Origin of the sequence: Actinoplanes campanulatus, assembly GCF_014647795.1 — a bacterium.
GTDB classification, from domain to species: Bacteria; Actinomycetota; Actinomycetes; order Mycobacteriales; family Micromonosporaceae; genus Actinoplanes; species Actinoplanes campanulatus.
The window spans coordinates 147,470-168,818 of sequence record NZ_BMPW01000010.1; the positions used below are offsets into that span (position 1 = coordinate 147,470).

22 protein-coding genes, 2 tRNA genes and 1 pseudogene are annotated in these 21,349 nt (G+C 68.5%); 17 read left to right on the top strand and 8 right to left on the bottom strand.

Annotated elements, in window-relative coordinates:
- The 3 genes from yidD to rpmH are packed head-to-tail and all read right to left on the bottom strand — an operon-like array spanning window position 1 to window position 785.
- Window positions 1-258: a membrane protein insertion efficiency factor YidD gene (gene yidD, locus IEZ13_RS20570; protein WP_183225837.1), complete on the bottom strand. Its 258-nt coding sequence runs from the start codon at window positions 256-258 to the stop codon at window positions 1-3.
- Entirely contained in the window at window positions 255-611 is a 357-nt protein-coding gene (gene rnpA, locus IEZ13_RS20575) for a ribonuclease P protein component (protein WP_183225836.1), read from the bottom strand. Before rnpA ends, yidD begins: the two co-directional genes overlap by 4 nt.
- Window positions 612-647: 36 nt before the next feature.
- Window positions 648-785, bottom strand: coding sequence for a 50S ribosomal protein L34 (gene rpmH, locus IEZ13_RS20580; protein WP_183225835.1), 138 nt, complete (start codon window positions 783-785; stop codon window positions 648-650).
- A gap of 596 nt (window positions 786-1,381) precedes the next feature.
- Between rpmH and dnaA the strand changes: the two genes are divergently transcribed.
- The 6 genes from dnaA (at window position 1,382) to IEZ13_RS20610 (ending at window position 8,701) form a co-directional block, all read left to right on the top strand.
- Window positions 1,382-3,220, top strand: coding sequence for a chromosomal replication initiator protein DnaA (dnaA, locus tag IEZ13_RS20585; protein WP_183225834.1), 1,839 nt, complete (start codon window positions 1,382-1,384; stop codon window positions 3,218-3,220).
- Between the two features lie 1,092 nt (window positions 3,221-4,312).
- Entirely contained in the window at window positions 4,313-5,446 is a 1,134-nt protein-coding gene (gene dnaN, locus IEZ13_RS20590) for a DNA polymerase III subunit beta (protein ID WP_183225833.1), read from the top strand.
- A 39-nt stretch (window positions 5,447-5,485) separates the two neighbouring features.
- Window positions 5,486-6,358: a phosphogluconate dehydrogenase (NAD(+)-dependent, decarboxylating) gene (gnd, locus tag IEZ13_RS20595; RefSeq protein WP_183225832.1), complete on the top strand. Its 873-nt coding sequence runs from the start codon at window positions 5,486-5,488 to the stop codon at window positions 6,356-6,358.
- A 3-nt stretch (window positions 6,359-6,361) separates the two neighbouring features.
- A complete protein-coding gene (recF, locus tag IEZ13_RS20600) occupies window positions 6,362-7,492 on the top strand; it encodes a DNA replication/repair protein RecF (RefSeq protein ID WP_183225831.1) in 1,131 nt (376 codons plus the stop codon).
- A gap of 184 nt (window positions 7,493-7,676) precedes the next feature.
- Window positions 7,677-8,192, top strand: a complete 516-nt coding sequence (locus tag IEZ13_RS20605; protein WP_183225830.1) for a DciA family protein — start codon at window positions 7,677-7,679, stop codon at window positions 8,190-8,192.
- A gap of 32 nt (window positions 8,193-8,224) precedes the next feature.
- Window positions 8,225-8,701 (top strand): hypothetical protein, encoded by a 477-nt coding sequence (locus IEZ13_RS20610; RefSeq protein WP_183225829.1) that lies wholly within the window; start codon window positions 8,225-8,227, stop codon window positions 8,699-8,701.
- Between the two features lie 23 nt (window positions 8,702-8,724).
- On the opposite strand, the gene IEZ13_RS20615 is transcribed toward IEZ13_RS20610, so the two are convergent.
- Window positions 8,725-9,291: a hypothetical protein gene (locus tag IEZ13_RS20615; protein ID WP_183225828.1), complete on the bottom strand. Its 567-nt coding sequence runs from the start codon at window positions 9,289-9,291 to the stop codon at window positions 8,725-8,727.
- A 543-nt stretch (window positions 9,292-9,834) separates the two neighbouring features.
- On the opposite strand from IEZ13_RS20615, the gene gyrB reads away from it, so the two are divergent.
- From gyrB to IEZ13_RS20650, 8 genes are all read left to right on the top strand, one after another.
- Window positions 9,835-11,787 carry a DNA topoisomerase (ATP-hydrolyzing) subunit B gene (gene gyrB, locus IEZ13_RS20620; RefSeq protein WP_183225827.1) on the top strand — a complete coding sequence of 651 codons (1,953 nt, stop codon included), beginning with the start codon at window positions 9,835-9,837 and terminating at the stop codon, window positions 11,785-11,787.
- Between the two features lie 109 nt (window positions 11,788-11,896).
- Window positions 11,897-14,410 carry a DNA gyrase subunit A gene (gene gyrA / locus IEZ13_RS20625; RefSeq protein WP_183225826.1) on the top strand — a complete coding sequence of 838 codons (2,514 nt, stop codon included), beginning with the start codon at window positions 11,897-11,899 and terminating at the stop codon, window positions 14,408-14,410.
- Between the two features lie 3 nt (window positions 14,411-14,413).
- Window positions 14,414-15,328, top strand: coding sequence for a DUF3566 domain-containing protein (locus tag IEZ13_RS20630; RefSeq protein ID WP_183225825.1), 915 nt, complete (start codon window positions 14,414-14,416; stop codon window positions 15,326-15,328).
- Window positions 15,329-15,402: 74 nt separating this feature from the next.
- Window positions 15,403-15,476 (top strand) — tRNA-Ile (locus tag IEZ13_RS20635).
- Between the two features lie 96 nt (window positions 15,477-15,572).
- Window positions 15,573-15,701: a DLW-39 family protein gene (locus tag IEZ13_RS46650; protein WP_211304171.1), complete on the top strand. Its 129-nt coding sequence runs from the start codon at window positions 15,573-15,575 to the stop codon at window positions 15,699-15,701.
- Window positions 15,702-15,709: 8 nt separating this feature from the next.
- Window positions 15,710-15,785, top strand: a tRNA-Ala gene (locus IEZ13_RS20640).
- A gap of 333 nt (window positions 15,786-16,118) precedes the next feature.
- Complete coding sequence (locus tag IEZ13_RS20645) at window positions 16,119-16,790, top strand: DUF6461 domain-containing protein (protein WP_183225824.1); 672 nt, start codon at window positions 16,119-16,121, stop codon at window positions 16,788-16,790.
- Between the two features lie 93 nt (window positions 16,791-16,883).
- A complete protein-coding gene (locus IEZ13_RS20650) occupies window positions 16,884-17,396 on the top strand; it encodes an NUDIX domain-containing protein (protein ID WP_229794821.1) in 513 nt (170 codons plus the stop codon).
- Here the strand turns inward: IEZ13_RS20650 and IEZ13_RS20655 are convergent.
- Window positions 17,285-17,737, bottom strand: a complete 453-nt coding sequence (locus IEZ13_RS20655; RefSeq protein ID WP_183225823.1) for a hypothetical protein — start codon at window positions 17,735-17,737, stop codon at window positions 17,285-17,287. The genes IEZ13_RS20650 and IEZ13_RS20655 overlap by 112 nt on opposite strands.
- 165 nt (window positions 17,738-17,902) lie before the next feature.
- Here IEZ13_RS20655 and IEZ13_RS20660 point away from each other — a divergent pair, with 165 nt between their 5' ends.
- Genes IEZ13_RS20660 through IEZ13_RS20670 form a run of 3 tightly spaced genes read left to right on the top strand, consistent with a single transcriptional unit; the run spans window position 17,903 to window position 19,745 of the window.
- Entirely contained in the window at window positions 17,903-18,688 is a 786-nt protein-coding gene (locus IEZ13_RS20660) for an SDR family oxidoreductase (protein WP_229794822.1), read from the top strand.
- Between the two features lies 1 nt (window position 18,689).
- On the top strand, window positions 18,690-19,142 hold the full coding sequence (locus IEZ13_RS20665) for a hypothetical protein (RefSeq protein WP_183225822.1): 453 nt from the start codon (window positions 18,690-18,692) through the stop codon (window positions 19,140-19,142).
- 51 nt (window positions 19,143-19,193) lie between these two features.
- Window positions 19,194-19,745: a YbaK/EbsC family protein gene (locus tag IEZ13_RS20670; protein ID WP_183225853.1), complete on the top strand. Its 552-nt coding sequence runs from the start codon at window positions 19,194-19,196 to the stop codon at window positions 19,743-19,745.
- A 29-nt stretch (window positions 19,746-19,774) separates the two neighbouring features.
- On the opposite strand, the pseudogene IEZ13_RS20675 reads toward IEZ13_RS20670, so the two are convergent.
- The 3 genes and pseudogenes from IEZ13_RS20675 to IEZ13_RS20685 all read right to left on the bottom strand — a co-directional run bounded on the left by IEZ13_RS20675 (window position 19,775) and on the right by IEZ13_RS20685 (window position 21,342).
- A pseudogene (locus IEZ13_RS20675) lies at window positions 19,775-20,415 on the bottom strand (DsbA family oxidoreductase).
- 1 nt (window position 20,416) lies between these two features.
- On the bottom strand, window positions 20,417-20,860 hold the full coding sequence (locus tag IEZ13_RS20680; protein ID WP_183225821.1) for a SufE family protein: 444 nt from the start codon (window positions 20,858-20,860) through the stop codon (window positions 20,417-20,419).
- Window positions 20,861-20,976: 116 nt separating this feature from the next.
- A complete protein-coding gene (locus IEZ13_RS20685) occupies window positions 20,977-21,342 on the bottom strand; it encodes a CBS domain-containing protein (protein WP_183225852.1) in 366 nt (121 codons plus the stop codon).
- Window positions 21,343-21,349: the final 7 nt, after the last annotated feature.

A 21,349-nucleotide genomic window follows, 5' to 3' on the forward strand; every position in this document is an offset into this window, starting at 1 on the left:
CTAATCTCCAGTCACATCGGCAGGACGGTGACGGATCGGGTCAGGCACCGGGTCGTACCCGCCAGGGTGGAAGGGATGGCAGCGGAGGAGCCGCCAGATCGCCAGGCCCGTACCCCGGATCGCGCCGTAACGCGCCAACGCCTCCAGGGCATAAGCGCTGCACGAGGGGTAGAACCGACAGCGGGCCGGCAGCACCGGACTCAAGTATCGACGGTACGCGACGACCGCTGCGGTCAGGACCCGGGCGGCCAGGGTCATCGCGGCCGCCGGGGTCTGCGGGCGGCCGCGAGCGCACCTTCCAGGTCGGTGGCCAGCGTGGCGGACGTCGCCGCGGCCGCCGGTGGCAATGCTCTGACGACCAGGGACGCGCCCGTGGGCAGCTCGCTGAGCAGTGGCCGGACCAGGTGACGCAGTCGGCGGCGCACCCGGTTGCGGACGACCGCGTTGCCCACCGCTTTGGAGACGACGAAGCCGGCGCGCGCCGTGGAGGCACACGCCGGCTCATCAAGAAGCAGGTGAACGACCAGGGTGCCGCGACCGGCACGGCGGCCGCCGCGAATCGCTGCGGCGAAGTCCGCGCTACGCCGCAATCGTTGCACCGCGGCCAGCACGACTACCTGGGCATTCCGACCCGACTAGCGGTCGGCTCAGGCCGACAGCTGGCCGCGGCCCTTGGACCGGCGGGCAGACAGGATGGCGCGACCGGCACGGGTGCGCATGCGCAGCCGGAAGCCGTGGGTCTTGGCACGCCGGCGGTTGTTCGGCTGGTAGGTGCGCTTGCTCACGTCAAAACTCCGTCTTCGTACTACGACTCTGGGGGCATCATGCGCTGCAAGACGCCACTTTAGCAGAGCGCGGCGGAGCAACCGCCCAACCCTACGCAGGGCCCCCGGGGTGGTCAACCATATCCTTGGTCGGCACGCCGACATGGGCGGGCAATGATCGCCTGGCAGGTCTTTCCGTGCACAAAGTGAATCTTTTCCCGCGCGCGTGCGGTGGATGGACAGGACGGCGGTTGTAGTCCACCTGTCGCCGCTGTTAGCGTGCGCGGTTGCTGGTCTCATCCGGCCGTTCGCAGCCCGCGAAGCAGCGGCCAAAACCGGACAAGCAGGTGGATCGTTCGCCACGGTGAGCCTGTTTACCGCCCGCGCCAACTACAGGCTCCGGTAAATCTGCCGACCATCCGGCCGGGAGCGGCCACCGGCACTGACCCAGGTTGTGGATAACCTGTGGATAGCTGGTGGCGCCGTGCGTGTTCAGCACGTTAACTGTGCTGGGTTGGGGGACGCCGGCCGGTTGCCCGTCACGGGGCGCCGACAGGCACAGGCGAAAGGCCGGACAAGGCCCACCGGGGGTCGGTGGCGATGGGGGTGGCGCGGCGGTGGCCGAGCAGGTCGACCTGGGCAAGTTGTGGCGTGAGACGTTGGACGAGCTGTCCGACGAGATCGCGTCACGGCAGCAGCGCGCCTATCTACAGTTCACCCGGCTGCGGGCGATAGTCGAGGACACCGCTCTCCTATCGGTTCCGGACACGTACACCCGCGACATCATCGAGTCACGGCTGCGCCCGGCGATCACCGAGGCACTCAGCCGCCGGCTCAGCCGGCCCATACAGGTGGCGGTCACGGTCCGGCCCCCGGAGGACGGCTCCGGCATGCCGGGCACCGTCTACGGCACCCCGGCCGAGCCGTCCGCCGGTCCGATGGTGGACCCGCAGCCACGGCACTACGCCGAGAACGGGCCCTTTCAGCCGGAGCTGCCGGGTTATCCGGGCTCGCCGCGGATGCCAGAACCGCCGCCCTACCAGGGGCCTGCCTTCGGTCCGGCCGAGCACGCGCCGGAGCCGTACCCGACCGGGTCGGCGCAGCACTCCGCTCCGCAGGCGCCGTTCCCCCGTGGGGTTCCGGCCGCCCACGACGGCCAGGAGGCGCTCTTCGCCGACCCGATGCCGACGGTGCCGCCGCCGGTGAACCGGTCCCCGGCCGCGCCGCCGGCCGAGAAGGAACAGCCCAACGACGCGGTCGCGCATCGGATGGCGGCCGACGCCGCCCAGTTGCGGCAGAACGACCGGCCGATGCCCGGTCCGGACCGCCGCGACGACGTGCCGAGCCGCGCCGGCGACAACGGGCCGGGCCGTCCGCCGATCGATCTGCGGGGTCCCGGCACCACGCCGCGGCCCGGTGGGCAGGACGGCAACCGGCTCAACCCGAAGTACATGTTCGAGACGTTCGTCATCGGCTCGTCCAACCGGTTCGCGCACGCCGCGGCGGTCGCGGTCGCGGAGTCACCGGCGAAGGCGTACAACCCGCTCTTCATCTACGGCAGCTCCGGGCTGGGCAAGACCCACCTCCTGCACGCGATCGGGCACTACGCCACCACCCTGGGGCACGCGCGCTCGGTGCGCTACGTGTCGACCGAGGAGTTCACCAACGATTTCATCAACAGCCTGCGGGACGACAAGACGCAGGCGTTCCAGCGCCGCTACCGCGACGTCGACATCCTGCTGATCGACGACATCCAGTTCCTGGAGAACCGCGAGCGGACGCAGGAGGAGTTCTTCCACACCTTCAACACGCTCCACAACGCCAACAAGCAGATCGTGATCAGCTCGGACCGCTCGCCGCGCCAGCTGGCCACCCTCGAGGACCGGATGCGCACCCGCTTCGAGTGGGGTCTGCTGGCCGACATCCAGCCGCCCGACCTCGAGACGCGTATCGCGATTCTCCAGAAGAAGGCCGCACAGGAGCGGATGTACGCCCCCGACGACGTGCTCGAGTTCATCGCGTCCCGGGTCTCCAACTCGATCCGCGAACTCGAGGGCGCCCTCATCCGGGTGACCGCGTTCGCCAGCCTCACCCGCTCGCCGGTGCAGCTCTCGCTGGCCGAGGAGGTGCTGCGCGACTTCATGCCGGACGGCGCCGGCCCGGAGATCACCGCCGACCAGATCATGGTTTCGACCGCCGACTACTTCGGCGTCTCCCTGGAGGACCTGCGCGGGCACTCGCGCAGCCGGGTGCTGGTCAACGCCCGGCAGGTGGCCATGTACCTCTGCCGGGAACTGACCGATCTCTCGCTGCCCCGCATCGGGCAGGCGTTCGGCGGCCGCGACCACACCACGGTGATGCACGCCGACCGCAAGATCCGCCAGCACATGGCCGAGCGCCGGTCGCTCTACAACCAGATCGCCGAGCTCACCAACAGGATCAAACAAAACACCTGAGGGGTACGGCGTACGCGCGCTCGACCGCACCACGCGGCCGGCGCCTCGCGATGCCCGGCTAGCTGCCGGGGCACGCCCTCACGCACCCGCCGGGCGGTGCTGCCCACTCACTCCGCAACCTGCCACGCCCTCGCACGGGACGGTGTGGACAAGGCTGGGCGGGCTTCCCTCGTGCCCAATGGATCTTTGTCTGAGCCGGATCGGCCCGCTCACCGGGACCGTCCATGGGTTATCCCCAGCCGCATCCGGCCGTGCAGGGCTCAAAAGGCAGTTACCCACAGGGTCGGACAGAATGTGCGACGCAATGCGCACAGCCTCTGAGCTGCCGTTTCTCTACTTACCCACAGTTTTCCACGAGTTCTACACGGGGTTTTCCACAAGTTATACCCAGATCATTAGTGAAACCTGAAGACATTGAAGCTAATAACTGCCTTCTCGTGAGGACACTGAAGGGCAAGTTGTCAACGTCGCGACGTGCCAGTTTCGTGCCAACGTTATCCACACTCATCCACAGGCATCCACAGGCTGGCTCCCCAGGCGGTGGATAACTCCTGACACCTCAACCCACAGAAGTGGATAACTCCTGTGGAAATCGATGTGGACAGTCACGAAGAGTAGTTGTTGATCTCACAGGCTGTGGACGCCTGTGGATTACCTGTTGAAGGTTCTGGGGACAACGTGTCGGTAGCGTCCCCGCGTTATGCACAGGGCGGGGGATAAACCCGGTGGAAAACCTGGGGATAGCCTGGGGACAGCGGTGGACAACTCTCGCTGCGTCGACAACTGTGGACAACGACCCGGGTTTATACCCCGGTTACCCACATGTGAATCACCGGTGGATAACCCTGTCACCAGCGCAAACGCGAGTTATCCACAGAATCCACAGCCCCTATGAAGACGATGAAGTTATCTCTTCTAAGAAAACAAAAACCAATCATCAGCGTTGTGGAAGGTGTGGATGGGCTGGTTCCGGCTCGCCACGCCTCGGGCTCGACTGCACAGCACCGGGGTCGGGCACACGGGGATACCGCCGGAGCCATAGAGTTCAGTGGGGTCCAAGCCCCCTGTATGAGGACGCATCGCGGAGGAAGCATGAAGTTCCGGGTGGAGCGAGACGCACTCGCCGACGCCGTGGCCTGGACAGCCAAGAGCCTGCCCAGCCGGCCCTCGGTGCCGGTGCTCGCCGGCGTTCTGCTGCGGGTCACCGACGGCCGCCTGCAGGTGTCGGGCTTCGACTACGAGGTCTCCAGCCAGGTGACCGTCGAGGTGCAGGCCGACGCGGAGGGGGCCGCCCTGGTCTCCGGCCGGCTGCTCGCCGAGATCACCAAGGCACTGCCGGGCAAGCCGGTGGACATCGCCGCCGTCGGCGCGCATCTCGAGCTGGTGTGCGGCAGCGCCCGGTTCACCCTGCCGACGATGCCGGTCGAGGACTACCCGACCCTGCCGGACATGCCGTCCAGCGCGGGCACCGTCGACGCGGCCGTTTTCGCCTCCGCCGTCTCGCAGGTCGCGATCGCCGCGGGCCGGGACGAGACCCTGCCGATGATGACCGGTGTGCGGCTGGAGCTGAACGGTTCGACCATGGCGCTGCTGGCGACCGACCGCTACCGGTTGGCCATGCGGGAGATCGAGTGGACCCCGGACGACCCGGAGATCAGCCACAACGCGCTGGTGCCGGCCAAGACGCTGAACGACACCGCAAAGGCCCTCGGCCCGACCGGTGGCGCCGTCACCCTGGCACTGACCCAGGGCAAGGCCGGTGAGGGCATGATCGGGTTCGCCGGTGGCACCCGGCGCACCACCAGCCGCCTGCTCGACGGGGCGAACTACCCGCCGGTGCGCTCGCTCTTCCCGGCCTCGCACAACGCCGAGGCCCGGGTCGGTGTGGCCGCCCTGGTCGAGGTGGTCCGCCGGGTCGCCCTGGTCGCCGAGCGCCAGACCCCGGTGCTGCTGAGCTTCAGCGAGGACGGCCTGGTGGTCGAGGCCGGTGGCACCGAGGAGGCCCGCGCCAGTGAGGCGATGGAGGCCGAGTTCACCGGTGAGGCGCTGACGATCGGGTTCAACCCGCAGTACCTGATCGACGGCCTGCAGAATCTCGGAGCTCCGACCGCCGTCTTCGCCTTCGTCGACGCGTTCAAGCCCGCTGTGATCTCGCCCGCTGGCGAAAGCGGCGAAATCATCCCGGGTTACCGCTATCTGATCATGCCGATTCGAGTGACTCGCTGATACTGAGCTTGAACCAATCGCTCATCTAGGGAGATCACCATGCAACTCGGCCTGATCGGTCTCGGCCGCATGGGTGGCAACATGCGGGAACGACTGCGTGCAGCGGGGCACGAGGTCATCGGTTTCGACCACAACGCGGACAAGAGCGACGCAGCAAACCTGGCTGAGCTGGTGGAGAAGCTGGCGGCCCCACGTGTCGTGTGGACCATGGTGCCAGCCGGCAAGATCACCGAGGACACCATCGACGCGCTCTCGGACCTGCTCTCCGAGGGCGACATCGTCATCGACGGCGGGAACTCGAAGTTCACCGACGACGCCCCACGTGCCGCGCGCCTCCGGGCGAAGGGCATCCACTACCTCGACGTCGGTGTCTCCGGCGGCGTCTGGGGCATCACCAACGGCTACGCGCTGATGGTCGGTGGCGATGCCGCCCAGGTGGAGCACTGCAAGCCGATCTTCGAGGCGCTCAAGCCGGCTGGCGAGTTCGGTTTCGCGCACGCCGGCACGCACGGCGCCGGCCACTACGCCAAGATGATCCACAACGGCATCGAGTACGGCATGATGCAGGCGTACGGCGAGGGCTACGAGATCCTCATGGCGTCCGAGCTGGTGGACGACGTGCCGGCCGTCATCAAGAGCTGGCGTGAGGGCAGCGTCGTCAAGTCGTGGCTGCTGGACCTGCTCGACCGGGCGCTCGACGAGGACCCGACCCTGGCCAACCTCAAGGGCTACGTCGAGGACACCGGCGAGGGCCGCTGGACGGTCGACGAGGCCGTGCGTCTCGCCGTTCCGGCCCACGTCCTGGCCGCGTCGATCTTCACCCGCTTCGAGTCCCGCCAGGACGACTCGCCCGCCATGAAGGCCGTCGCCGCGCTGCGCCAGCAGTTCGGCGGCCACGCCGTCAAGCGCTGATCCATGCACGTACGCCGGGTCGAGCTCACCGACTTCCGTTCCTACGAGCGGGTGGCGGTCGATCTCGATCCCGGTGTGTCCGTGCTCGTCGGCCAGAACGGCATGGGTAAGACCAACCTGGTCGAGGCGCTCGGCTACGTGGCGACTCTGGACAGCCACCGGGTGGCCACCGACGCCCCGCTGGTCCGGGTCGGCGCCTCCTCGGCGGTGATCCGTTGCGCGATCGCCCACGACGGTCGGGAGCTGCTGGTCGAGTTGGAGATCGTGCCGGGCCGGGCGAACCGTGCCCGGCTCAACCGCTCACCGGTGCGGCGCCCGCGGGAGGTGCTCGGCGCCCTGCGGATGGTGCTGTTCGCCCCGGAGGACCTGGAACTGGTCCGTGGCGACCCGTCCGAGCGCCGTCGGTACCTCGACGACCTGCTCGTCGCCCGGCAGCCCCGCTACGCCGGGGTGCGGGCCGACTACGACCGGGTGGTGAAGCAGCGCAACGCCCTGCTGCGGACCGCCTACCTGACCCGCAAGGTGGGTGGCACCCGTGGACAGGACCTGTCCACGCTGGCGGTCTGGGATCAGCATCTGGCGTACCACGGTGCCGAGCTGCTGGCCGGGCGGCTGGAGCTGGCGGCGGCGCTGGGCCCGCACCTGACGAAGGCGTACGACGCGGTCGCCGCCGGACGGTCGGCGGCGGTGATCGGGTACGCGTCACGGTTGGGTGAGTCGCTGCCCACCGACCGGTCGGCGCTGGAGGCGATGATCCTGGAGTCGCTGGCCGAGCGCCGGGCGGCCGAGATCGAGCGCGGGACGACACTGGTCGGCCCGCATCGCGACGACCTCTCGTTGCAGCTGGGCGAGCTGCCCACCAAGGGGTACGCGAGCCATGGTGAATCCTGGTCGTTCGCGCTGGCGTTGCGGCTCGCGGCGTACGACCTGCTGCGCTCGGACGGGATCGAGCCGGTGCTGGCCCTCGACGACGTCTTCGCCGAGCTGGACACCGATCGCCGGGAAAGGCTGGCGGCTCTGGTGTCCGACGCGGCACAGTTGCTGGTGACCTGCGCGGTGCCCGAGGATGTGCCGGCCGGCCTGCGGGGCGCGCGCTACGACGTCGGGACGGGAGCGGTGACCCGTGTTTCCTGACCCTGACCGGGACCGGTCAGCCGGACGCAAGCCTGCCCGGCCCGAAGAGCCCCCTCAGCGCCTCGAGGGCGCCCTCGGGGACCTCTGGGCGGGGGCGGATGAGGCTCGGGAGCTTCGCGGCGCTGTGGGAGGCGCTGAGCGCGCCGACCGTACCCCTGAGAAAGGCCCGGACGATCCACAGGCTGTGGATAACGACGGCCTTGCCGGACCGGAATTGGCTCGGGCCGTGCTGGATGCCGCGCTCGCGCGGCGACGCGAGGCCGCGCGCACCCCGCGCAAACGGACCGGGACCGGACAGGGCAGCGGGCGACGGCTGCGCGGCTACTCCGGACCTGGCCCGGATCCGCGCGATCCACAGCCGTTCGGGGCGATGCTGGAGCGCCTCATGCGGGCCCGGGGCTGGGAGAAACCGAAGGCTGAGGCCACCGTCTTCGGCTCGTGGGAGAAGGTCGTCGGGCCGGACATCGCGGCGCACAGTCGTCCGGTGCGGCTGGAGGGCGGGGTGCTGACCGTCGAGGCCGAGTCCACCGCCTGGGCCACCCAGCTGCGGCTATTGGCCGCCACGCTGCTGCGGAAGATCGCCGGCGAGGTCGGGAACAACGTGGTGACCCGGCTCAACATCCACGGGCCGGCGGCGCCGTCGTGGAGTCGGGGGCCGCGCCGGGTGCAGGGTCGTGGACCGCGGGACACCTACGGCTGAAACCGGAACGGCGTCCCGTGCGTCTGAACCGCATGATCACGCATGTGCGCCGGGTCCTGGTCCTGATGTTGCTGGTTCTCGCCCCGATTCCGGTGGCCGCGCGGCCGGCCTGGGCGTGCTCCTGTGCGTCCGGCTTCGACCCACTGGAGCAGGCCGAGACCGCCTTCGTCGGGGTGGTCCAGGAGGTCGACGGGGGCGTGTGGGGCTCGCGGGTCGATGTCCGGTTCGCGGTCGAATCCGTGCTCAAGGGCGATGTGGACGACTCGGTGACGTTGGCTACCGAGAAGGACGAGGCGTCCTGTGGATACAGGTTCGTCGAGGGGGGCCGGTACCGCGTGTACGCCACCGACGACCGGACGAACTCGTGTGACGGCAACGAGCTACTGGCGACCGGTGTGGAGACCGGGGGCGCCGATCGTTCCCGGATCTTCTGGGCCGGATCGGTGCTGGTCGTCCTGCTGGTGGCGGGTGGCGTGACCTGGTTGATCCGCCACCCACGTACCCGGTGACCGGGCTTTCATCAGTCGGGCTCTCAGTAGTCTGCGAAGACCGCGAAGCCGCGGTCGGCGCAGCGGCGGTAGAAGCCGGCCAGCACGGCCAGCTCGGTGCGCGCGAAGCTCCAGTGCGGCGAGTTGCCGGCGTCGTCGCGCAGGGCCGCGAGCCGCTGGTCCAGCCAGCGCAACTGCTGCTCGGCGAGCCGGCCGGCGGAGATCGCGGTGCGCATGACGTCCGTGACGGTGTCGAAGGTGACCAGGTCGCCGTGCTTCTCGTGGCCCTCGACGAACCGCTCGAGGCCGCCGGCGATCCAGGCGCAGCCGTCCGGGTCGATGACCGGGTCCTCGTCCTCGGCAGCCGCCTCGGTGGCGTAAAGCACGCCCTCCAGGCCCAGGAGAAGATCGATGAGCTCGGTGTACGCGGTGGCCCGCACCGTGCCGGTCTTGGCGATGTGCAGCGCCAGCGCGCCGGTGGGCGCGGCGATCTCGGGCCGGTCGGCGATCGCTCCGAAGTCGACGAACTCGGCGGGAGCCACCGGATCGTAGTACTGGTTCGTCCGCGGCCAGTGCACCGCGACGTTGTCCAGGCCCTTGTCGTGCGCCATCCGGGGCCACCCCTCCTCGACCTGCCCTGCGACCACCCGGCCGTCTCCGGCCCGCGCGGGCGAGGTTACGACACGGCCGCGGGACGTTGTCGAGCAGTGTGGCAGTGAGTGCGGGCCGGGCATCGCAGGCGCGCCCGAGCGGCGAAACTGCCGCAGCGTTTGCCATTGCGCGGGGCACCAGTGGCGTGTAGGGGATTACGTGGGTAGCGCCTCAAATCGCGCTACGGCACTCTCAGGCACCCTGAAGGGGTGCCGGACCCTCGCCGATTCGTTCCGGCGGAGTAGAATCGACAGCGACCGGGAAAACTGTGCTTGACGGTCGGGCCGGCCCCCCTGCCAGCCTGCATCGTCACGCTATGCGGTTTTTCCAGCCGATCACGATCCGCGGGCGGTCCGCGGCGACCGGCGCGCATGGTTCCACCGGTGGTCCGCTCCTCCCCGCGGGGTCATCTCCGGTCCCTCGTGCGTGCTCATGTCGTCGCCGGCCCGGCCCGCCAACCCCGTAGCGGGGCCTTTCGGCCCGGCGCGAGAAAGTGGCCGAGGGTGTCAGAGAATCAGCAGGAATACGGTGCCGGGTCGATCACCGTGCTCGAAGGCCTTGAAGCGGTCCGCAAGCGTCCCGGTATGTACATCGGTTCCACCGGTGAGCGCGGTCTGCACCACCTGGTCTGGGAGGTCGTGGACAACGCCGTCGACGAGGCACTGGCCGGCTACTGCGACACCATCGACGTGGTCCTGCTCGCCGACGGCGGCGTCTCGGTCACCGACAACGGCCGTGGCTTCCCGGTCGACCTGCACCCGCAGCTGAAGAAGCCGGGTGTCGAGGTCGCGCTGACCGTGCTGCACGCGGGTGGCAAGTTCGACGGTCAGGCCTACAAGGTCTCCGGCGGTCTGCACGGTGTCGGCGTGTCCGTCGTCAACGCGCTCTCGACGAGGATGGCCGTGGAGATCCAGAAGGACGGCTTCTTCTGGCGCCAGAAGTACGACCACTCCGTGCCCAGCGAGCTGGTGAAGGGCGAGCCGACCGAATATTCCGGCTCGACCGTGCAGTTCTGGCCGGATCCGGACATCTTCGAGACCGTCGAGTTCGACTTCCAGACGATCTACCGCCGGCTGCAGGAGATGGCGTTCCTCAACCGGGGCCTCACCATCAACTTCACCGACCTGCGGACCGAGTTCGCCGACGAGAACGGTGAGCCCCGCAAGGTCGCCTTCATGTACGCGGGCGGCATCTCCGACTTCGTCCGGCACCTGAACGCCACGAAGAGCGCCATCCACAAGACCGTGATCGAGTTCGGCGCCGAGGACAACGACGCCGGTATGGGCGTCGAGGTCGCGATGCAGTGGAACGAGTCGTACGGCGAGTCGGTCTACACCTTCGCGAACCGCATCAACACACATGAGGGCGGTACCCACGAGGAGGGTTTCCGCGCCGCGCTGACCACGATCGTCAACAAGTACGGCATCGAGAAGAAGTTCCTCAAGGGCGATCAGAAACTGTCCGGTGAGGACATCCGCGAGGGCCTCGCCGCGATCATCTCGGTGACCCTGCGGGAGCCGCAGTTCGAGGGTCAGACCAAGACGAAGCTCGGCAACACCGACATGAAGAGCTTCGTGCAGAAGGTCGCCAACGAGCAGCTGGCCGACTGGTTCGACCGGAACCCGGCGGACGCCAAGCTGATCATCACGAAGGCGGACCAGGCGGCCCGCGCCCGGATCGCCGCGCAGCAGGCCCGCAAGCTGGCCCGGCGCAAGTCGCTGCTGGAGTCCGGCTCGATGCCGGGCAAGCTGGCCGACTGCCAGTCCACCGACCCGCGCGAGACCGAGCTGTTCATCGTCGAGGGTGACTCGGCCGGCGGCTCGGCCAAGTCCGGCCGGGAAAGCCGCATCCAGGCGATCCTGCCGATCCGCGGCAAGATCCTCAACGTGGAGAAGGCCCGGATCGACCGGGTGCTCAAGAACAACGAGGTCCAGGCGCTGATCACGGCCATGGGCACCGGCATCCACGACGAGTTCGACATCTCGAAGCTGCGGTACCACAAGATCATCCTGATGGCCGACGCCGACGTCGACGGCCAGCACATCCAGACCCTGCTGCTCACGCTGCTGTTCCGCTTCATGCGGCCGCTGGTCGAGCAGGGGCACGTCTACCTGGCCTCACCGCCGCTCTACAAGCTCAAGTGGAACAAGCGGGGCGACGACGCGCAGTACGCGTACTCCGACCGCGAGCGGGACGGCCTGATCGCGCTGCGCCAGCAGAAGAAGGCGAACGCGAAGCCGGACGACATCCAGCGGTTCAAGGGTCTCGGCGAGATGAACTTCCACGAGCTGTGGGACACCACGATGAACCCGGACACCCGCACCCTGCGCCAGGTGACGCTCGACGACGCCGCGGTGGCGGACGAGCTTTTCAGCGTGCTGATGGGTGAGGACGTGGAGGCGCGGCGGTCGTTCATTCAGCGCAACGCCAAGGACGTCAGGTTCCTGGACATCTGAGTCCGGGCAAGCCGTATCCACAGCTTGCACCGCATTTCCACAACGTTATCCACAGCTATATGCCCGTTCTGGTCGTATTTGCCTGGCATCACTTGAGTAAGGGTTAAAAGTGACTGACACTCCCGAGCCCCCCGACGGCGACGAGATCCAGAACGACACCGGCGGCGGTGTGACCCAGCGGGTCGAGCCGGTCGGCCTCGAGGTCGAGATGCAGCGTTCGTACCTCGACTACGCGATGAGCGTGATCGTCGGCCGTGCGCTGCCCGACGTCCGTGACGGCCTCAAGCCGGTGCACCGCAAGATCCTTTACGCGATGTACGACGCCGGCTTCCGTCCGGACCGCGGGTACGTGAAGTGCGCCCGCGTCGTCGGCGACGTGATGGGCAACTACCACCCGCACGGTGACTCGTCGATCTACGACGCCCTGGTCCGGATGGGTCAGATCTGGTCACTGCGGTACCCGCTGATCGACGGCAACGGCAACTTCGGCTCGCCGGGTAACGACCCGCCGGCCGCCATGCGGTACACCGAGTCGAAGCTGTCCCCGCTTGCCATGGAGATGCTGCGGGACATCGACGAGGACACCGTCGACATGCAGGACAACTACGACGGGCGGACCAAGGAGCCGACGATCCTGCCGGCCCGGTTCCCGAACCTGCTGGTCAACGGGTCCGAGGGCATCGCGGTCGGCATGGCCACCAAGATCCCGCCGCACAACCTGCGCGAGATCGCGGCGGCCGTGCAGTGGCAGCTCGACAACCCCGAGTCGGACGAGGCGACCGCGCTCGAGGCGATGCTCGAGATCGTGAAGGGCCCGGACTTCCCGACGTACGGCCTGATCGTCGGGCAGACGGCGATCACCGAGGCGTACCGGACCGGTCGGGGCTCCATCCGGATGCGCGCGGTGGTCGAGGTCGAGGAGGACCAGCGCGGCCGGCCCTGCCTCGTGGTGACCGAGTTGCCGTACCAGGTGAACCCGGACAACCTGGCCGAGCGTATCGCGGAGTTGGTCAAGGAGGGCAAACTCACCGGAATCGCGGACATCCGGGACGAGTCCTCCGGCCGTACCGGTATGCGCCTGATCCTCGTGCTCAAGCGCGACGCGGTCGCCAAGGTGGTGCTGAACAACCTCTACAAGCACACCCAGCTCCAGGAGACGTTCGGCGCCAACATGCTGGCGCTGGTCGACGGCGTCCCCCGCACGCTGAACCTCGCCCAGTTCATCCGCTACTACGTCGACCACCAGATCGAGGTCATCCAGCGGCGGACCGCGTTCCGGCTGCGCAAGGCCGAGGAGCGCGCACACATCCTGCGTGGTCTGGCCAAGGCGCTGGACATGCTGGACGAGGTCATCGCCCTGATCCGGCGCTCGCCCACGGTGGAGGACTCACGCCAGGGCCTGATGCAGCTGCTCGACGTCGACGAGGTCCAGGCGACCGCGATCCTCGACATGCAGCTGCGCCGGCTGGCCGCGCTGGAGCGGCAGCGGATCGTCGACGAGCTCGCGAAGATCGAGCTGGAGATCGCCGACTTCAAGGACATCCTGGCGAAGCCGGAGCGGCAGCGCTCGATCGTCTCGGAGGAGCTGGCCGAGATCGTCCAGAAGTTCGGCGACGACCGGCGTACCCAGATCATCCCGTTCGACGGCGAGGTCTCCATGGAAGACCTCATCGCCCGGGAAGACGTTGTGGTGACCATCACACGGACCGGTTACGCGAAGCGCACCAAGGTCGACATGTACCGGTCGCAGAAGCGCGGCGGCAAGGGCGTGAGCGGCGCATCCCTGCGGCAGGACGACATCGTCTCGCACTTCTTCGTCATCTCGACCCACGACTGGATGCTGTTCTTCACGAACAAGGGCCGGGTCTACCGGGCGAAGGCGTACGAGCTGCCCGAGGCCAACCGGGTGGCCAAGGGCCAGCACGTCGCGAACCTGCTGGCCTTCCAGCCGGACGAGCACATCGCGCAGGTCATCCAGATCCCGAATTACCAGGTGGCGCCGCACCTTGTGCTCGCCACTAAGAATGGGCTCGTGAAGAAGACCCGCCTGGAGGAATTTGACTCCAACCGCAGCGGTGGCATCATCGCCATCAACCTGCGGGAGGATGACGAATTGGTGGGCGCGGCGCTGGTGGCTTCGGAGGACGACCTGTTGCTGGTCTCCAAGAAGGCGCAGGCCATCCGGTTCAACGCCACCGACGAGGCGCTGCGCCCGATGGGGCGGGCCACGTCCGGTGTGATCGGCATGCGGTTCGGCGAGAACGACGAGCTCCTCGCGATGGAAGTCGTCCGCGAGGGTATGGATGTGTTGGTCGCCACCGACGGTGGGTATGCGAAACGCACGCCCATCGAGGAGTATCCGGTGCAGGGGCGTGGCGGTAAGGGGGTGCTGACCGCCAAGATCACGGAGCGTCGTGGTGGACTTGTCGGCGCTCTGGTGATCAGCCCGGAGGATGAACTGTTTGCCATCACCAGCAATGGTGGTGTCATCCGGACTCCCGTGAAGCCTGTACGGCGCACACGGGATCGGAACACAATGGGGGTCAAGCTGATGGACCTCCCTGAAGGTGTAACCATCGTGGCGCTTGCTCGCAATGCCGACGAGCCTGACGAACAGGACTAGTTGATGCCGGAGACACAGGCGAAGTCGGGGGGCCCGGGGAGCTCAGCGACTCCGGACGACGCGGCCAAGAAGGACGGCGCCGCCTCGAACGGTCGCGAGACCGCAGGGCGCGCCGCTGTCCCCGCCGATGCCCCGTCCGCGCCCAAGTTCACCCGCGCGCCGGGAATGGCCCCGCCGCCGGGTGAACCAGCCGCCGGCAGCAGCGACGGCGCGGACAAACGGCCGGGCGCGCAGTCCGGGGTGAAGGGGTCGGCCTCGGTGCCGGTCGTCACCAAGGGCAAGGGCGCAGCTCCTGGGACGCCCGCCGGGCGTACCCCCGGAACTGCTCCCGGCGCGAGCCCGAGCACCCCGCCGCGACCCACCACCGCGCCCGCGTCAGCGGCGCCGGCCGCTCCCGGTGCCGCTGCCGGGGCCGCGAAACAGCGGACCGGCACCGTTCCGGGCGGGCCTGCCGCCGGAGGTGCGGCAGCGGTCGGGGCCGCCCGTGTCTCGGAAGCGGTCCGTTCGGCCCGCTCGACGGTGTCGTCGGCGGCGGCGCGCGGCCCCCGTCGTGCCCGGCTGAACCTGAAGCGGATCGACCCCTGGTCGGTGATGAAGTTCTCGTTCGCCGTGTCGATCGTGCTCTTCATCGTCGTGGTGGTCGCCACCTCGGTGCTCTACCTCGCCCTGGACACCATGGGCGTGTGGAGCTCGGTCAACGGCAACCTGCAGGACCTGGTCACCGCCAGCGGCGGCAACGAGACGTCGTCCAGTGGCACGTTCAAGATCACCGCCTGGGGCGTCATCGGCACGTCGATGCTGATCGGCGCGGTCAATGTGGTGCTCTTCACCGCGCTGGCCACGCTGAGCGCGTTCATTTACAACGTCTGCGCCGACCTGGTCGGCGGCATCGAGCTGACACTGGCCGAGCGGGACTGACGAACGCATCGGGTTGCGGGTACCCCGCTTTGGAAGCCCGCAACCCGATGCGGTAACGTTCAGTCCGCAGGTGAGGGGCTATAGCTCAGTCGGTTAGAGCGCAGAGCTGATAACTCTGAGGTCGCTGGTTCGATTCCAGCTAGCCCCACGGGTGACTGAGAGGCCCCACTCACGAGATCACGTGAGTCGGGGCCACTTGTCATTCACCGTCCTTTCCGAGCGGTGCCTAGGGGGTAGCAGTTCAGTGCTGAAGAAGCTCCTCATCATTGCCGGTGTCGTCGGGGTCGCGGCCCTGGTGGTCAAGAAGGTCAAGGCCTCCAGCGACGAGCGCGCTCTGTGGCACGAGGCGACCACCGCTCCCGACCTGCGATAGCGGGTCACGGGGCCCTAGCTCAACTGGCAGAGCACCGCCTTTGCAAGGCGGGGGTTAGGGGTTCAAGTCCCCTGGGCTCCACCAAATCGGTCTGTCACCAAGATCGTGGGACCACATCGGGGCCATTTCAGCCCAGGTCCCACCGGTCCGCGACGGCCTCCATCGCAGGGAATGCAGGACTGCTGTCCGCGATATTTGCCTTGTTCGGCGAGGAGTAGCTACCTCGCGGCGTATCTCTGCCAGGAACGCGGTGCGCCGGCGCCCTGGCCACTATGGACCTCGACGCGACGCAGACCACTTCGGTGATCGATGAGGTAAGCATGGAACGCTGATCCGCGCCGCTCATCAACGGTTGGTCGATTGGCGTTAACCGGTAGGCGGGCGCGAGACTTACAAGAACTTTGATCTACTGTCGCGGTGAATCGCCGCTCCGCCCTTCTCCTGATCGCACTCTCCGGCCTGTCCGGCTGTGGCAGCCCCGGTTTCGCCGAGCCCCTTCCGTCGGCCGGTCCGGAGGTCGACTACGGCTGGCCGGCCAGGAGCGCCGACCTCACCCACGGGTTCTGCTTCACCCTGGTTCGGGGCATCAAGCCGTACGCCCTGATAGAGCGGCTCGGTGGCGACGAACTGGAGCGGGTCGAGTGGTACCGGGTCGTCGGCCCCGGAGACGGGGAGACGGGCGACCCGAAGCGGTTCTTCATCGGGATCGCCAGCGCCGGCGACTGGTCGATCCTGGTGGAGGACAACGGATCGCTCGGTGTCACCTCGCAGATCGTGGAGCCGCTGTCGGCGGACGGCGGGGAGATCGTCTCCTACCGGGGAGGCGGGGGTGGGCCCGGCCGGCTCATGGTCTTCCGGGACGGGAACCTCGCTCTGGACCTCGACACGGCGGCACCGGAGCGGGCCGGGGGCGGCGGGCTGGACGAGTTCCGGTCCGAGCTGACCACGGCCGGGCTTCTCGACGCTCGCGGCGTGACGGATCCCACGGGTGCGGCGCTCGGCTTCATGGCCCGGCACACCGGCATCGCGTTGACCGCGGCGTTCTTGCGGGACCGTACATATCTGCTGGTCACCGTTCCGAAGCCGTAGGTGTGCATTTGCCCGGTCTTGGGCTGTGCCGGTTATCCACAGAGGAATGAATGAGCCCTGCGGCGCACAGGCCCGGCGGTTAGCCTGCATGGCGTGGACGAACGAAGACGGGCCGCCGCCGTGATCGTGCGGGACGGCCGTGTGCTGATGGTGCACGAGCGCAGCCGGCGATCCGGTGGCGGTGAGTGGTGGACTCTTCCCGGCGGCGGTCTGCGTCCAGGGGAGACGGCCGAGGAGGCGGTGCGGCGCGAGGTGTTCGAGGAGACCGGCCTCGTCGTCAGCGACGCCCGCTATGTGCTGGAGATGCCCTACCCGTCCGGCATGACCTCGGTCTTCGCGGTCAGTGTCGCGGATGGCGAGCCACGTGTCGGGCGCGATGACGGCTCCGGCCCGGAGCAGCTCGGTGTCGACTGGCTGCCCGTTCCCGAGCTGCCGATCGAGACCAACGGGGTGCCGGTCCCGCCGTTGATGGTGGTTCTGCCGACGCTTGCCGGTCAGACCGTGGGGGTCGAGTCCGCCACCGGCGCGTCCTCCGGCTCCGCCGAGGGGGCGGGCACCGGGAGGAACGGGGCGGTCACGGCGCGGCGCCGCTCCAGCACGAAGTAGATGCAGGTGGCGGTGTAGCCCACGGCCAGGAGGCCGCCGAGTATGCGTACCGGCAGGGACGTGAACGGGGCGCAGCTCGCGGCGACGGCGGTCAGTGCCCAGATCGCCAGCAGCACGGCGTTGACCGTGTCCGTCCAGTACCAGAGGACCTGGGACCGGCGACGAGCCTGACGCTGGACCTCCACCACCAGGGCGTGCGCCATCATCGCCGCCAGCAGACCCAGCAGTAGGGTGGCGAAGAGCGAATGATGGCCGCCGGCAATGGAGATGAACGCGGTCGCACCGGTCAGTAGCGCGAGCCCACTGACGGTCCCAACGCGTGCCTTTCGGCGGTCCTCCACAATCACTGACGGTCGGCATGATCCGGCCGGAACTGAGGGCTTTCCGAAAATCAGGCCTTCGTGGTCCGCGAATCCGCGTACCTCTGAAAGGGTTTGGGTCTATTGTCCGCCCGCATCGTGATCGAGGGCACGTCACGATGCCGGGCCGGGGTTCGTCTCTCCCGCATGAGTGACTCGATGACAGTGCTGGTGACCGGGGCGAGCGGCACTCTCGGATCGGCGGTGGTGCCCGCCCTGACGGCCGCCGGCCACCGGGTGCGGCCGATGAGCCGGCGGGCGCGGCCGGGGTGGGTGGCCGCCGACCTGGCGAGCGGAGACGGCCTCGACGACGCCGTGCGCGGTGCCGACGCGATCGTGCACCTGGCCTCGGCGCCGGGCCGCCGCCAGCGGGAGACGGACGTGGAGGGCACGCGGCGGCTTCTCGCCGCGGCGGCGAGGGCGGGGGTCCGGCACGCGCTGTATGTGTCGATCGTCGGGATCGACCGGGTGCCACTCGGCTACTACCGCACCAAGCTCGCCACCGAGGCCGTGGTTCGCGACTCCGGCGTGCCGTTCACGATCCTGCGGGCCACCCAGTTCCCCTCGCTGGTCGACACCCTTTTCACCGCGTCGAGCCGCCTGGGGCCGCTCATCGTCGACCCGGGATTTCGGGTGCAGCCGGTGCACGTCCAGGACGTGGCGGAGCGGATCGTAAGTCTCCTCGGTGAACCGGCCACCGGACAGGCCACCGAGCTGGCGGGCCCTCAGGCGCTGACCTTGGGGGAGATGGCCCGGCCCTGGCTCGCGGCGCGTGGCAGCAGGCGGCCGGTCTGGCTGGTGCGGCTGCCGGGTGGTCTGGCCCGGGCGGTTCGGGAGGGTGGCCTGGTCGGTACCACCGGATCCACGGGTACGCATACCTGGGACGACTACCTGGTCGAGCGGTACGGGAACACCGGGTGCGAACCTGTGTGACATGCACGAGGCGGTGGACCGGATCGAAGCGGCCTGGGAGTGGTGGGCGGCCGCGATCGACGAATCCCAGGAGGGACGCTGGGTTCGCGACACCGTGGAGAGGCGGGTGATCGCGGACATCACGGTGGCTACCCAGTGCCTCCACGGCGGCCGGGTGCCGCCGTTCATCGATGATCCGTTACGCGTACGGGTGGGGCGAATAGCGGCCTGGGCGGGTGTCATTCGTTTGGCCGCCCGGGCCGGTGGTTGGACCCTGTCGCCCGTGGTCGGGCACCAGCCACCGCATCCGGCGCGCATGCCGGAGCTGTTGTCCGGCATCTATGCGGTCGCTGAGTGGGGTGAGGTCTGGCTGGCGCGGTCGGACACTCCCTCAGAGCGGGCCGTCGCGGCTGCCGAGCACTTTTTGGCCGGGCCCGGATCGATGGAGGACCTTGAGTCGTTCTTCTACGACTGAGGCGTACCCCGCCGAGTTGTGATCGATTGACTGGGCAAGGATGTAGTCATGATGGGAAGGCTGCGGACCGAAATTGCCCAGACCCGGCCGGATCTGCTCGCGCCGGCCGTGGCCGAGGCGCTGACGGTCTGGCCGGCTGAGGCACCGATCGACGCCGATCAGGTGCTGGTCGCGCCGATCGACCCGGGGCTGGCGGACACGGCGGCCTTCTGTGAGGCGTACGGAGTGGGCCTTGCCGAGTCCGCCAACTGCGTGATCGTGGCCGGGCGCCGCGGCGAGGTCACCCGCTATGCGGCCTGCATCATCCTCGCGACCACGCGCGCCGACGTGAACGGCGTGGTCCGGCGGCACCTGGACGTGCGGAAGGCCAGCTTCGCGCCGATGGACGACGCCGTGGCGCTGACCGGGATGGAGTTCGGCGGGATCACCCCGATCGGGCTCCCCGCCTCGTGGCCGATTCTGGTCGACGCCCGGGTGGTCGCCGCCCCGCACGTGATTGTCGGCTCCGGTGTTCGGCACAGCAAAATCGCCATTGCCGGCCCGGCCCTCGGCGCCCTACCGGGCGCCGAGGTCATCGATGGCCTGGCCCGCGAGACGGTGTGACGGTCATCGATTCTGTTTCACGTGAAACGTCATAGACCGGTGTTGACGTCTGCCCGCCGCGCGATCTCCGCGAAGGCGGCGACCAGCGTCTCTGTCTCCTGAGCGCCCTGGACCTGATACTTCCCGTCGATCACGAAGTTCGGGACGCTGCTGATCCGGAGCGCCCGTGCCTCCTCTATGTCGATCCGGACCGCCTTGGAGCCGCATCCGTCTCCAGATAGGTGAGCGCGGCGGTGCCGTCCAGGCCGATCGAGCCGGCGACCGTGGCCAGGGCAGGAAGCGAACCGATGTCGATGCCGTCGGTGAAGTGCGCTCGCTGGAGCGCGTCCAGCATGTCCGCCTGGCGGTCCTGTGTCTGCGCCCAGGCGATCAGCCGGTGCGCCGCGAAGGTGTTGGCCGCGATCGCCCGGTCGAATTCCAGGGTCAGGCCCTCACTGGCGCCGATCGCGGTGACCTGCGCGAACATCTGCTCGGCGCGGGCCGGGCCGCCGAACTTCGCCGCCATCACCTGCTTGATCGGTAGGGGATCCGGCACCGGGGCGGGGTCCAGTTGATAGGCCCGATAGGTGACTGTGGCGGGGCCGTCGAATGCGTCCAGGGCGTTCTCTAGCCGCCGCTTCCCGATGTAGCACCACGGGCAGACCACATCGGACCAAACCTGAATATCCACGTCACTCCGTTTCGACCGGGGTCGCCTGGGCGGCGACCTGGCGCTTGAGGCGGGCCAGAATGGCGGTCCCGCCGCGGACCCGCAACGGGCTGATCGCCTGGGCCAGCCCCATCCGGGCATAGAGATCATCGGGTACGGCGAGGATCTCCCCGGTGCTCGCCCCCGCCAGACCCTCGGCCAGGATGCCGGCGAACGCCCAGGTGGTCGGCGCCTCCGGTGGGCAGTCGAAATGGGCCACCACGGTGTCGTCCGGCTGCACCACCGCCTTCAGGAAGAACGCGGTCTGGCACTCCGGAACCTGCTCCATGCCCTCGTGCCCGGCCAGGTCCGCGGGCAGTGGCGGAACGGCGTCGGCGAACTCCAGCAGCATCTCGAGCACGACCTCGCGCGGGGCGGAGGCGAACTCGTCGACGATCTCGGCCAGCTTCGGTGGCATGTCAGTCACGCCATCGACCCTAACGCGCTGATCAGCGCGACCCACTGTGGTGCGCCGGGCCCTTGGCAGCGCCGGATCGTGAGCCGGTCAGTGCCGGCCGAGGTGGGCAGCAGCGCGTATGTCGCTCAGGCGGCGGCTGACGTGGGCAGCAGGGCGACGTCGCTCAGGCTCAGGATCCCGACCAGATTGCGGTCGGCGTCACAGACCAGCAGACGGCGGACGCCCCGCTCACGCATGGCCTGCACCGCCTCCTCCACCGAGGCGCTCTGCTCGACCATGAGCAGCTCCCGGGTGGCGATCGCACCGAGCGTCGTGGTGGCCGGTGGCAGATTCTCCGCGATGGCGCGGATCACGATGTCCCGGTCGGTGACGATGCCCGTCATGGTCGGGCCGCTGGTCACCACCACATCGCCGATGCCCCGGTCACGCATGGCCTGGGCCGCTTCGTCGAGCGGGGTGTCCTCTGGGAGATAGACCACCTGACGGGTCATCGCATCC